The organism is Streptomyces sp. NPDC054956, assembly GCF_053609185.1.
The window spans coordinates 1-11,808 of the sequence record NZ_JBSGXB010000191.1 but is presented as its reverse complement, the minus strand read 5'-3'; the positions used below and the strand labels follow the sequence as shown (position 1 = coordinate 11,808).

Genomic DNA, 11,808 nt, shown 5'->3' with positions numbered 1-11,808 from the left:
GCTACGCCTTCTCCCTGGTCGGCAACGCGGCCGACGAGGCGGCGCGGGCGGGGGAGGAGCCCGCCGACGCGCAGCCCCCGCGGTCCCTCGGTGCCCCAGGCACCGGCGCAGGCACTGCCACCGGTGCAGGCGCTGGCACAGGTGCAGGCACTGGCACAGGCGTGGGCTCCGGCACGGCCCCCCGACCACTCGATCCCGCCCCGCGGAGAGGGTCCTCCGCGAACTCCGCCGACCCGGAAGGCCGACCGTGACCCCCGTACTGCACCACCGCGTCGACGGGCGGCCCGATGCCCCCGCCCTGATCCTCGGCCCCTCCCTCGGCACCTCCCTCGCCGTCTGGGAGGCGGTGACCCCCGCCCTGGCCCGGCAGCACCGCGTCATCCGCTGGGACCTCCCCGGCCACGGCGGCACCCCGGCCGCCGCCCTGCGCGCCGCAACCGCCCAGCCCGGCGCCGCCGAGCCCGCCACCACCCCCGCGACCGTCGCCGAGCTCGCAGGCCTCGTACTCGACCTCGCCGACCACCTCGGCATCGAACGCTTCGGCTACGCCGGCATCTCCCTCGGCGGGGCCGTCGGCGCCCACCTCGCCGTGCACCACCCCGAGCGGATCACCGCGCTCGCCCTGGTCTGCTCCTCCGCCCGCTTCGGCGAGAGCACCGCCTGGCACGAACGCGCCGCGCTCGTCCGCGCCCACGGCACGGAGCCCCTGGTCGCCGCGATGCCCGGCCGCTGGTTCACCCCGGGTTTCGCCGGTACCCCGTACGCCCAGCGGCTCGTCGCGGACCTGCGCGCCGCCGACCCCGTCGGGTACGCGGCCTGCTGCGACGCCCTGGCCCGGTACGACCTGCGCGCCGAGCTGCCCCGGATCACCGCCCCGACCCTGGTCCTCGCCGGCCGGGCCGACCCCGCGACCCCGCCCGCGCACGCCCGGGAGCTCGCGGACGGCATCCCCGAGGCCGGCCTCGTCGAACTCGCCGGCGCCTCGCACCTCGCCCCGGCCGAACGCCCGCAGGCCGTCGCCACCGCCCTGCTCGGCCACTTCGGAGCCCCGGCCGACGACGACGGCCGGTACGCCGAGGGCATGTCCGTCCGCCGCGCGGTCCTCGGCGACGCCCACGTCGACCGTGCCGTCGCCCGGACCACCGAATTCACCGCCGATTTCCAGGACTTCATCACCCGCTACGCCTGGGGCGAGATCTGGACCCGCCCCGGCCTCGACCGCCGCACCCGCAGCTGCATCACGCTGACCGCCCTGGTCGCCCACGGGCACCAGGAGGAGCTCGCGATGCACGTACGGGCGGCGCTCGGCAACGGGCTCACCCCCGACGAGATCAAGGAAGTCCTGCTCCAGTCCGCCGTCTACTGCGGCGTACCCGCGGCCAACGCCGCCTTCGCCACCGCCCAGCGCGTCCTCGCGGACGACGCACCGGCCGCCCCGGCCACCTCGGCCACCTCCTGAAACCCTTCGCGCCCCTACGGAGCCCCCATGCCCCGCACCACCGTCGGCATCATCGGAGCCGGCCCCGCCGGACTCCTCCTCTCCCACCTGCTCCACCGCCAGGGCATCGACAGCGTCGTCCTCGAACTCCGCGACCGCGCCTACGTCGAACGCCGCCAGCGGGCCGGCATCCTCGAACAGGACACCGTCGACGTCCTGCGCGCCTCGGGCGCCGGCGCCCGCATGGACCGGGAAGGGCTGGAACACCACGGAATGGAGCTCCGCTTCGACCGGCGCTCCCACCGCATCGACTTCCCCTCCCTCACCGGCGGCCGGTCCGTCATGGTCTACGCGCAGACCGAGGTGGTCAAAGACCTGATCGAGCTGCGCCAACAGGACGGCGGCACCGTCCTCTTCGAAGCGGAAGCCCTGTCCGTCGACGGCATCGAGACCGACCGCCCGAGCATCCGCTACCGACACCAGGGCGCCGAACACACCCTGGACTGCGCGTACGTCGTCGCCTGCGACGGCTTCCACGGCATCGGCCGCCGTTCCCTGCCGGAAGGCCTGCTCACCACCACCGAGCGCACGTACCCCTTCTCCTGGCTCGGCATCCTCGCCGACGTACCGCCCTCCTGCGACGAGCTGATCTACGCCCACCACGAGCGCGGGTTCGCCCTGCACAGCATGCGCTCGCCCCGCGTCAGCAGGCTCTACCTCCAGGTGGACCCGGACGACAGCACCGAGAACTGGCCGGACGAGCGGATCTGGGACGAGCTGGAGACCCGCTTCGCCGTCGACGCCGACTGGACCCTGCGGCGCGGCCCGATCACGGAGAAGAGCATCACGCCGATGCGCAGCTTCGTCGCCGAACCCCTGCGCCACGGACGCCTCTTCCTCGCCGGCGACGCCGCCCACATCGTCCCGCCCACCGGCGCCAAGGGCCTCAACCTCGCCGTCGCCGACGTCACCCTGCTCGCCCAGGCGCTCACCCGGCACCACGCCCACGCGGACGAGTCGCTCCTCGACGCCTACTCGGAGACCGCGCTGCGCCGCGTCTGGAGGGCCGAGCACTTCTCGTACACGATGACCACCCTGCTCCACGGCGATCCGGCCGATTCGGACTTCGACCGCGCGCTGCGCCTGTCGCACCTGCGCTACCTGGCCGCATCGGAGGCGGCGTCGGCCTCCCTCGCGGAGAACTACGTGGGGTTCAAGGAGAACTGAGACCGGTCCGACATGCCCGAGGGGGCGGCTGCTCGAAGCAGCCGCCCCCTTGTGGGATGCCCTCGTGCCTGCTCGGAGCAGGCGGGGTGAGACAATCCGACCATGGATGCCGGTGTGATGGGGAGCGGTACGCGGCCGGACGTGGCCGAGCCCGCGCGGGCGACGTCGGCGCACGGCGGGGGCTGGACGCTGCGCTCCGCGGCGACGACGGACATCGAGGTCATCGCGGAGTTGCGGGCCACGGTCATGCGTGCGGATCTGGAACGCCTCGGACGCTACGACGAGCACCACGTGCGCCAGCGGCTGCGGGATTCCTTCTCCACTCAGCACACCTCGATCATCATGACCGGCCGCGAACTCGCGGGATGCGTCACGGTCAGGCCCGCCGAAGGCAGGCAGTGGCTCGAGCACTTCTACCTCGACCCGGCCCATCAGGGCCGGGGGCTCGGATCCGCCGTCCTGCGCGCGGTGCTGGAGCGGACCGACGCGCAGGACATGACCGTGGGTCTGAACGTCCTGCAGGGCAGCGCGGCCCGCCGGCTCTACGAGCGCCACGGATTCCTCGTCGAGGACGAGGACCCGATCGACGTCTTCATGGTGCGCCCGCCGGGGCGGGTCCGCCCTCAGGCGTAGAAGCGGTACACCGCCTGCGCCACGCACGCCGGCTTGTCGCTGCCGTCGATCTCCACGGTCAGGTCGGCGACGACCTCGACCCCGCCCTTGACGTCCTCGACGGAGGCCACGCGGCCGTGCGTGCGGATCTTCGATCCGACGCGCACGGGGGAGGGGAAACGCACCTTGTTCAGACCGTAGTTGACCTTCATCGACACGCCTTCGACCTGCAGCAGCTCGCTCCACATCGGGATCAGCAGCGAGAGCGTCAGGTAGCCGTGGGCGATGGTGCCGCCGAACGGACCCGCGGCCGCGCGCTCCGGGTCCACGTGGATCCACTGGTGGTCGTCGGTGGCGTCGGCGAACGTGTCGACCCGCGGCTGGGCGATCTCGACCCAGGAACTGCGCCCGAGGTCGGCTCCGGCCCGGTTCCTGATCTCGTCGATCCCGTGAACGGTGACGGACATGGTGGTGCTCCTTGACTGGTGACGGTGGTGAAGGGGGATTGGCGGGGGAACGGTTCAGCCGCCTGTGCCGTAGCGCGCCCGGATCGGGTCCTTGAGCAGCTTTCCGGCGGCGTTGCGCGGGAGCCCGGGAGCGATGACCACGCTCTTCGGGATCTTGTACCGGGCGAGCAGCCCCTCCAGGTGGGCGATCAACTCCCCGGCGGTGGGGGCGGTTCCGGCGCGCGGTACGACGACGGCCCGCCCGACCTCGCCCCACGTGGGGTCGGGCACGCCGATGACGGCGGCCTCGGCGACGTCCGGGTGCCCGAGCAGGGCGTCCTCCACCTCGGCCGGGTAGATGTTCTCCCCGCCCGAGATGATCATGTCCTTGAGGCGTCCGACGAGCCGTACGTAGCCCTCTGCGTCGACGGTGGCCACGTCGCCGGAGCGGAAGCGGCCCCCGTCGAGGAAGGCCGCCTCCGTCGCCTCGGGCAGGTTCCAGTAGCCGGGGGTGACGTTCGGCCCCGCGACGACCACCTCGCCCTCCTCGCCGGGTCCGGTCTCCTCGCCCGAGGGCCGCAGGACCCGTACGTCGGTGAAGAAGTGCGGAACGCCCGCCGAGCCGGCGTGCGTCAGCGAGTCGGCCCGGTCGAGGACCAGGGCTCCCGGCGCGGTCTCCGTCATGCCGTACCCCTGGACGAAGGCCAGGCCCCGGTCCAGGTAGGCGCGCGCCGTGCGGGCCGGCACCGGGGCGCCGCCGCACAGCAGCGTGCGCAGGCTCGACAGGTCCGCGCCGGCCCACCCGGGCGAGGCGGCCATCGCGTCGTACATCGTCGGCACGCCGAACATGCGGGTCACCCGGTGCCGTTCGACGAGTCGCAGGCTGCGCGCCGCGTCGAAGGAGGACTCCAGGACGACCGTGCCGCCCTTGAGGAGGGTGGGCAGGCAGCTCATGTTCAGCGCGGCGGTGTGGAACAGCGGTGCGGAGACCAGGGACACCTCGTCCCCGGCGAGATCGGTGTCGACCAGCACGTTGAGGCTGTTCCAGACGATGTTCCCGTGGGTGAGGACGGCGCCCTTGGACCGCCCGGTGGTGCCCGAGGTGTACATGATGAGGCACACGTCCTCGTGCCCCACCTCCTCGTCGATCGGCTCCGGGGACGCGGCCGCGAGCAGTTCCTCGTACGCCGGTTCAGGGCCCGGCCCCACGGAGAAGAGCGTGGACAACCCCGCCTCCGCTGCCAGTTGGGCCACCCGGTCCTCCGGGGTTCCGGCGTGCACCAGGACCAGGCTGCCCGAGTCGCGCAGCTGGTGGAGGAGTTCGGGGACGGCGAGCCGGGTGTTGAGCGGTACGAAGACCGCCCCGAGCAGCCCGGTCGCGAAGAGCGTCTCCAGGTACGCGGGATGGTTGGGGCCGAGGTAGGCGACCCGGTCCCCGCGCCCGACCCCGGCTCCGCGCAGGGCGTGGGCGAGGCGGGTGCAGCGGTCGTCGAGCTCGGCGTAGCCGACCGAACGGCCCTCGTGCAGGAGGGCGGTGCGCCGGGGAGTCCTCCGGCCGCGGCGGGCGGGCCAGGATCCGATGCCCTGGTTGCGCATGGACACCCCTCAGCTTCGGGTGAGACCGAGCAGGGCGGCCGCGTTCTCCTTGAGGATCTTCGGACGGACCTCGTCCTTGATCGGGAGCTTCGCGAAGTCGGCCAGCCAGCGGTCCGGGGAGAGCAGCGGATAGTCGGAGCCGAACAACACCTTGTCCTGCAAAAGGGTGTTGGCGTACTGGACGAGGAGGGGCGGGAAGTACTTGGGGGACCACCCGGACAGGTCGATGTACACCTGCGGTTTGTGCGTGGCCACCGCGAGCGCCTCGTCCTGCCAGGGGAAGGACGGATGGGCCAGGACGATCCGCATCCCGGGGAAGTCCGCGGCCACGTCGTCCACGTCCATGGGGTTGGAGTACTTCAGCCGCACGCCCCCGCCGCCGGGCGCGCCCGCGCCGATGCCGGTCTGGCCGGTGTGGAAGACCGAGATGGCGCCGGCTTCCTCGATCGCCTCGTACAGGGGGTACGCCATCCGGTCGTTGGGGTGGAACGCCTGGATGTTCGGGTGGAACTTGAAACCCCGGACCCCGAACTCCTCGACGAGGCGCCGGATCTGACGGACCGCCGCCTTGCCCTTGTACGGGTCCACCCCGGCGAAGGGGATGATCACGTCGGGGTGGGCCAGGGCGGCCTCGGCGATCTCCTCGTTCGGCACCGGCGGGGTGCCTGTGGCCGATTCCGCGTCGACGGTGAAGACCACGCACGCCATCCGGCGTTCGCGGTAGTACGCGGCGATCTCCGGCAGGGTGGGATGACGGTGCTCGGCCTTGAAGTAGGCGCCGGCGGCGCGGTCGAGCTCGGCGGAGAGCGAGGCGCCGCCCTTCGCGGAGACCTCCGCGTGCGTGTGGACGTCGATGGCGACGAGCCCGTCGGGATTCAGCGCGGCAGTGGGGTTCGGCACGGCGTCGCTCCTCACAGCTGCGGGGCGGGGATGCCGAAGGTCTCCGGGGTGCGGCCCACCGTCAGCGGCCAGGCGGCCGCGATGGCCTCGGCGCTCCAGCCCCCGTCGGCGTAGGCCACCGACACCTCCTGCGGGTGCGACCACAGGGCGAGCTTGTCGCCGCCGATGCCGATGCACTGACCGGTGATCCCGGCGGAGGCGTCCGAGGCGAGGAAGGTCACCAGGCCGGCGACGTCCTCGGGCGTACCGAAGCCCTCGCCCTTGCGGAGGCCGTCGGGGAAGACGGTGCCCTCCCGCTCCAGCGCCTCGACGTGCGGGGCGAACGCGGGGATGGTCTGCGTCATCGCGGTCGCGGCGACCGGGATGACGGCGTTGGCGGTGATGCCGGCCCGGGAGAGTTCCATGGCCCAGGTACGGACCATCGCGGCAATGCCGGCCTTGGCGGCGGCGTAGTTGGTCTGGCCGAAGTTGCCGCGCTGGCCGGCGGGGGAGCCGGCGACCACGATGCGGCCGCCCTCGCCCTGCGCGCGCATCCGCTCGACGGCGGCGCGGACGCAGGTGAAGGTGCCGCGCAGGTGCACCTCGACGACGGTGTCGAAGTCCTCGTCCGTCATCTTCCAGAGCACCCGGTCCCGCAGCACGCCGGCGTTGGTGACCATGGCGTCGATCCGGCCGAAGCTGTCGACCGCGCGGGTGACGAGGGCCTCGGCGGCCTCGGCGGAGCCGACCGGCACCACCTCGGCGACGGCGCGGCCGCCGGCCCCGGTGATCTGCCGCACGGCCGCGTCGGCCGCTTCGGAGTCCACGTCGTTGATCACCACGGCCGCGCCCGCGGCGGCGAGCGACCGGGCGTAGGCGAGGCCGAGGCCACGGCCGCTGCCGGTGACGACGGCGACCTTGCCGGAGAGATCCAAGTGAGCCATGAGAGGGGGTCCTTCCCGAGGGCCGGGTGCGGGACGCGGGGGAACCGCGGCCTGGGGCACGCACCGGCCGCGCCAAAGCTAGGCATAATTCTGTCTGCGGTCAATGAAGTGCCGAATTTAGACTCGGGCGGGCAGGTCGCGCACCTACGCTGTCCCCGTGACCCCTCCCGAACCGAAGCGGCAGCCGGCAGCCCAATCCGACGTGGGCGAACTCGACGCGGCCGGCCGCGGTGCCCCGGCCCGCCCCCAGTCCCTGATGCTGAGCTTCTTCGGCATCCACGTCCTCGGCACCGGCACCGCCCTGTCCTCGGCGAGCGTGATCGACGCCTTCGCCCGCGTCGAAGTCGGCGAGGACGCCGTCCGCTCGACCCTGACCCGCATGGTCGCCCGCGGCCTGCTCGAACGGCACCGGCGCGGCCGCCGGATGTACTTCTCGCTCACGCCCCGCGCGGCCGAGGTGCTCGCCGACGGCGAGGAGCGCGTCCAGCGGACGGGCGCCGTCAACCGGGCCTGGGACGGCACCTGGACCCTGGTCGGCTTCTCCCTGCCCGAGTCCTGGCGCCGCGAACGGCACGACCTGCGCTCCCGGCTCGTCTGGGCGGGTTTCGGCCCGTTGCAGAGCGGCCTGTGGGTCGCCCCCGGACGCGTGGACGTCGCACCGATCGCGCAGGAGCTCGGGCTCGGGGACCGTATCAGGGCCTTCCACGGGGAGGCCGCCGCGCCCACCGAGGCCGGGCCGCTGCTCCGTACCGCCTTCGACGTCGACGCGATCGCCGAGGGCTACCGGTCCTTCCTGGCCCGCTGGGGCGACGGAGCCGTGCCCGCCGAGGCGCGCGACGACCTGGGCCGCCGGCTCCTGCTGCACACCGACTGGCTGGACCTCGTACGCCGGGACCCGCACCTGCCGGCCGAGCACCTGCCCGAGCAGTGGCCCGCCGCGCACGCCGAGGCGCTGTTCCACGAGCTCTCCGCACGCTTCGAGCCCGGGGCACGGCTGATCGCGGAGGAGATCCTCGACCGCTGGGAGCCGGAGACCTGAGGCCTGAGGGCTGCAGCCCGAGGCCTGGGGCCTGCGGCCTGAGATCGGAGACCTGGGGCCGCGGCCGACCCGGCCGGGGCGGCCCCCGCAGGCTTATGTCAACACCATTGACCTTGTCCCGCGGCGGGAGGTCTCATGGGCGGCACCTCGGAGGGTCCGTGCGTTCGGGCGCCTCCGCGATCCGAAGGAACCCCATGGACCACCTCACCTCGCTCAGGGACGCCGAGCCCCGCCCGTTCTGGCTCGACGACCCCCGCCGCCCGCAGGCCGAACCCGCCCTCGTCGGCGGCACCACCTGCGACCTGCTCGTCGTCGGCGGCGGCTACACCGGCCTGTGGACCGCCCTGCTCGCCAAGGAGCGCGACCCCTCCGCCGACGTGGTGCTCGTCGAGGCGGACGAGGCCGGCGGCGCCGCCTCCGGCCGCAACGGCGGATTCTGCGAGTCCAGCCTCACCCACGGCCTGCACAACGGCCTCGCGCGCTGGCCCCGCGAGATCGGCCTCCTGGAGCGGCTCGGGCGGGAGAACCTCCAGTCCATCGAGGACGCGCTCGACCGGTACGGGATCGACTGCGACTGGGAGCGCACCGGCTCCATCGTGGTCGCCACCGAGCCGTACCAGCTCGCCGGCCTCGCGGAGGAGGCCGAGGCGGCCGCCCGCCACGGCGGCAAACCGCTCCTCCTCGACACCGACGCGGTCCGCGCCGAGATCGACTCCCCGACCTTCCTCGGAGGCCTGTGGAACCAGGACGACGTGGCCATGGTCAACCCGGCCCGGCTCGCCTGGGGACTCAAGCGGGCCTGTCTCGCCCTGGGCGTCCGGATCCACGAGCACACCCCCGCCGCCTCGCTGGAGGAGCACGGCGCGGTGATCGCCGTCCGCACCCCCTACGGCCGGATCACCGCCCGCCGCGTCGCGCTCGCCACCAACGCCTACCCCTCCCTGCTGCGGCGCCACCGCCCGTACACCGTCCCCGTGTACGACTACGCGCTGATGACCGAGCCGCTGACCGAGGAGCGGCTCGCCTCCGTCGGCTGGACGCGCCGCCAGGGCTTCGCGGACAGCGCGAACCAGTTCCACTACGTCCGGCTCTCCGCCGACAACCGCATCCTGTGGGGCGGTTACGACGCCGTCTACCGCTACGGCGGCCGTGTCCGCGCCGAACACGACCGGCGTCCGGCCACCTTCGCCACCCTCGCCCGCCACTTCTTCGAGACCTTCCCGCAGTTGGAGGGCGTGCGCTTCACCCACAGCTGGGGCGGCGCCATCGACACCAGCACCCGTTTCTGCGTGTTCTTTGACACGAGTCACCACGGCAAGGTCTCCTACGCCGCCGGGTTCACCGGCCTCGGAGTCGGCGCCAGCCGCTTCGGCGCCGGGGTGATGCTCGACCTCCTCGCGGGCGAACGCACCGAGCGCACCGGCCTGGAGATGGTCCGCCGCAAGCCCCTGCCGTTCCCGCCCGAGCCGATCCGGTCGGCAGGAATCGGCATCACCAAGTGGTCCATGGCCCGCGCCGACCGCAACGAGGGCCGTCGCAACCTCTGGCTGCGCGGCCTCGACCGCTTCGGCCTCGGCTTCGACAGCTGACGCCCCGCCGCCCCTACCGTTCCCCGTTCCCCGTTCCCCCTTCCCTGCGCACGGCTTGTGCCCGCCCCGCGGCGCACGTCCGCGGTGCCCGCCCCGCCCGCGGCCCGGCCGTGCGCACGATCCGCCGCGCGCCACGCCCCCGGGTCGGCGCGCGGCCGAGGAGCCCCGACATGAACGCGTCCGAAGTCCAGCCCGCCGCCGTCCCGGCGGAGACGCAGCTCCCGGCCCCCGCCCCGGCAGGCAAGGGCGGCCTGCTCCGGCTGATGCCCATGCTCGCCGTCGCGAACACCGCGATGTACATGGTCTACATGGGGATCGGCGTGGTGCTGCTGCCCGTCCAGGTCGAACTCGTCGACCCGGCGGACAAGGTGGCCAACTTCGGACTCGTCTCCGGGGTCGCCGCGATCTTCGCCACCCTCTTCAACCCCCTGACGGGACTCCTCTCCGACCGCTCGGGCCGGCGCAACCCCTGGATCCTCGGCGGCGGCCTGGCCGCCCTCGGCGCGCTGGCCCTGCTCGGAGCCGCCGGAACCGTCCTGCTCGTGGCCATCGGCTGGTGCCTGGTCCAGGCGATGATGAACATCTACCAGGCCGCCCTCACGGCGGTCGTCCCCGACCGGGTGCCCGCCGAACGGCGCGGTCTGGCCTCCGCGATGGTCGGCATCGGCACCCCGATCGGCGCGGCCCTCGGCATCTCCGTGGCGACCTCGTTCGTACCCGGAGACGTCCCCCTCGGCTACCTCGCGCTCGGCGCCGTGCTCGCGGGAGCGGCCGTGCTCTTCACCGCGGTCGTCCGGGAGGGGAGGGCCCCCGAGCGGGAGCGGGCGCCGCTGGGCCGCCAACTGGCCGCCTTCGCCGACACGTTCAAGTCGGCGGACTTCCGCTGGGTGTTCATCGGCCGCTTCCTGATGATGCTGGGCTTCTTCTCCGTCTCCCTCTTCCAGCTGTACATCCTCCAGGACCACATCGCGCTGCCCGAGGGGCTCACCCCCACCGAGGCCGTCGCGTTCATCGCCCCGATCGACGCCGGGGTCACCCTGCTCGCCACCGTCCTCGGCGGTCTGCTCTCCGACCGCCTGGGCCGCCGCAAACCGCTGGTCGGCATCTCCTGCGCCCTCTGCGGGCTCGCGATGCTCGTGCCGGTCCTCGAGCCGGACTGGAACGGCATGCTGATCTTCACGGTCATCGCCGGCCTGGCCTTCGGCAGTTACATGGCCGTGGACACCGCGCTCGTCACCCTCGTGCTGCCCAGCGCCACCGATGCCGCCCGCGACCTGGGCGTCCTCAACATCGCCAACGCCGGCCCGCAGATCATCGCCCCGTTCCTCGCGGCCCTCCTCGTCGGCGCGCTCGGCTACGACGGCCTGTACGTCGCCGCCGCGCTGATCACCCTGCTCGGCGCGGCCGCGGTGATCCCCATCAAGACGGTCCGCTGAAGCCGGGGCACCGTGCCCCCGCCCCGCCCCGCCCCAGCCACCCCACCCCCTCATCCGGGAGCACGTACAGCATGAGCACGATCCCCCCGCCCCAGGGCGACGGCCACCCCTACCGGGATCCCGCCCGGCCGGTGGACGAGCGCGTCGCCGACCTCCTCGCGCGGATGACCCTGGAGGAGAAGGCCGGACTGATGTTCCACACCATCGCGGCGATGGAGGACGAGGAGTACGCCCCCGCCGCCCCCGGCGCCCCCTCGATCTCGGCCGACCTCGCCGACATGATCCAGCGGGGCTCCCTGAACCACTTCAACCTCGTCGACACCGCGGAGCCGTACGAGATGGCCCGCTGGCACAACGCCGTCCAGGAGATGGCCGCCGGCACCCGCCTCGGCATCCCCGTCACGCTCTCCACCGACCCCCGCCACTCGTTCAGCGACCACGTCGGCGCCTCGCTCCACGCGGGCCCCTTCTCGGCCTGGCCGGAGGCACTGGGCCTCGCGGCCGTCCGCGACCCGGAGCTGGTCCTCGAGTTCGCCGACATCGTGCGCCGCGAGTACCTGGCGGTCGGTTTCCGTGTGGCGCTGCATCCGCAGATCGACCTG

The 11,808-nt window shown here is 73.2% G+C and carries 10 protein-coding genes and 1 pseudogene; 7 read left to right on the top strand and 4 right to left on the bottom strand.

What is annotated here, in order from left to right; translation table 11 throughout:
• Positions 1-247 precede the first annotated feature (247 nt).
• The 3 genes from pcaDC (at position 248) to ACWGDE_RS25710 (ending at position 3,298) form a co-directional block, all read left to right on the top strand.
• Positions 248-1,459 carry a bifunctional 3-oxoadipate enol-lactonase/4-carboxymuconolactone decarboxylase PcaDC gene (gene pcaDC, locus ACWGDE_RS25720; protein WP_453391392.1) on the top strand — a complete coding sequence of 404 codons (1,212 nt, stop codon included), beginning with the start codon at positions 248-250 and terminating at the stop codon, positions 1,457-1,459.
• A gap of 27 nt (positions 1,460-1,486) precedes the next feature.
• A complete protein-coding gene (locus ACWGDE_RS25715; protein ID WP_453391391.1) occupies positions 1,487-2,665 on the top strand; it encodes a 4-hydroxybenzoate 3-monooxygenase in 1,179 nt (392 codons plus the stop codon).
• A gap of 102 nt (positions 2,666-2,767) precedes the next feature.
• Complete coding sequence (locus ACWGDE_RS25710) at positions 2,768-3,298, top strand: GNAT family N-acetyltransferase (protein WP_453391390.1); 531 nt, start codon at positions 2,768-2,770, stop codon at positions 3,296-3,298.
• On the opposite strand, the gene ACWGDE_RS25705 is transcribed toward ACWGDE_RS25710, so the two are convergent.
• From ACWGDE_RS25705 to ACWGDE_RS25690, 4 genes are read right to left on the bottom strand one after another with little or no spacing between them, the layout of a single operon-like run.
• Complete coding sequence (locus ACWGDE_RS25705; protein ID WP_453391389.1) at positions 3,289-3,744, bottom strand: MaoC family dehydratase; 456 nt, start codon at positions 3,742-3,744, stop codon at positions 3,289-3,291. The genes ACWGDE_RS25710 and ACWGDE_RS25705 overlap by 10 nt on opposite strands.
• Positions 3,745-3,798: 54 nt before the next feature.
• Complete coding sequence (locus ACWGDE_RS25700; RefSeq protein WP_453391388.1) at positions 3,799-5,319, bottom strand: acyl-CoA synthetase; 1,521 nt, start codon at positions 5,317-5,319, stop codon at positions 3,799-3,801.
• Between the two features lie 9 nt (positions 5,320-5,328).
• Positions 5,329-6,198 carry an amidohydrolase family protein gene (locus ACWGDE_RS25695; protein ID WP_453391395.1) on the bottom strand — a complete coding sequence of 290 codons (870 nt, stop codon included), beginning with the start codon at positions 6,196-6,198 and terminating at the stop codon, positions 5,329-5,331.
• 32 nt (positions 6,199-6,230) lie between these two features.
• Positions 6,231-7,142 carry an SDR family NAD(P)-dependent oxidoreductase gene (locus ACWGDE_RS25690; protein WP_453391387.1) on the bottom strand — a complete coding sequence of 304 codons (912 nt, stop codon included), beginning with the start codon at positions 7,140-7,142 and terminating at the stop codon, positions 6,231-6,233.
• A gap of 157 nt (positions 7,143-7,299) precedes the next feature.
• On the opposite strand from ACWGDE_RS25690, the gene ACWGDE_RS25685 reads away from it, so the two are divergent.
• From ACWGDE_RS25685 to ACWGDE_RS25670, 4 genes and pseudogenes are all read left to right on the top strand, one after another.
• Positions 7,300-8,181 (top strand): PaaX family transcriptional regulator, encoded by an 882-nt coding sequence (locus ACWGDE_RS25685; RefSeq protein ID WP_453391386.1) that lies wholly within the window; start codon positions 7,300-7,302, stop codon positions 8,179-8,181.
• Between the two features lie 194 nt (positions 8,182-8,375).
• Positions 8,376-9,770 (top strand): NAD(P)/FAD-dependent oxidoreductase, encoded by a 1,395-nt coding sequence (locus ACWGDE_RS25680; RefSeq protein ID WP_453391385.1) that lies wholly within the window; start codon positions 8,376-8,378, stop codon positions 9,768-9,770.
• 170 nt (positions 9,771-9,940) lie between these two features.
• Entirely contained in the window at positions 9,941-11,206 is a 1,266-nt protein-coding gene (locus ACWGDE_RS25675; RefSeq protein ID WP_453391384.1) for an MFS transporter, read from the top strand.
• Between the two features lie 71 nt (positions 11,207-11,277).
• Positions 11,278-11,808: pseudogene (locus ACWGDE_RS25670) on the top strand (glycoside hydrolase family 3 protein); the annotation flags it as partial.

Bases quoted from the DNA above. Each gene is read 5' to 3' on its own strand.
- ACWGDE_RS25715 (WP_453391391.1), top strand. From the start codon at position 1,487: ATGCCCCGCACCACCGTCGGCATCATCGGAGCCGGCCCCGCCGGACTC.
- ACWGDE_RS25710 (WP_453391390.1), top strand. From the start codon at position 2,768: ATGGATGCCGGTGTGATGGGGAGCGGTACGCGGCCGGACGTGGCCGAG.
- ACWGDE_RS25705 (WP_453391389.1), bottom strand. From the start codon at position 3,744: ATGTCCGTCACCGTTCACGGGATCGACGAGATCAGGAACCGGGCCGGA.
- ACWGDE_RS25700 (WP_453391388.1), bottom strand. From the start codon at position 5,319: ATGCGCAACCAGGGCATCGGATCCTGGCCCGCCCGCCGCGGCCGGAGG.
- ACWGDE_RS25690 (WP_453391387.1), bottom strand. From the start codon at position 7,142: ATGGCTCACTTGGATCTCTCCGGCAAGGTCGCCGTCGTCACCGGCAGC.
- ACWGDE_RS25680 (WP_453391385.1), top strand. From the start codon at position 8,376: ATGGACCACCTCACCTCGCTCAGGGACGCCGAGCCCCGCCCGTTCTGG.
- ACWGDE_RS25675 (WP_453391384.1), top strand. From the start codon at position 9,941: ATGAACGCGTCCGAAGTCCAGCCCGCCGCCGTCCCGGCGGAGACGCAG.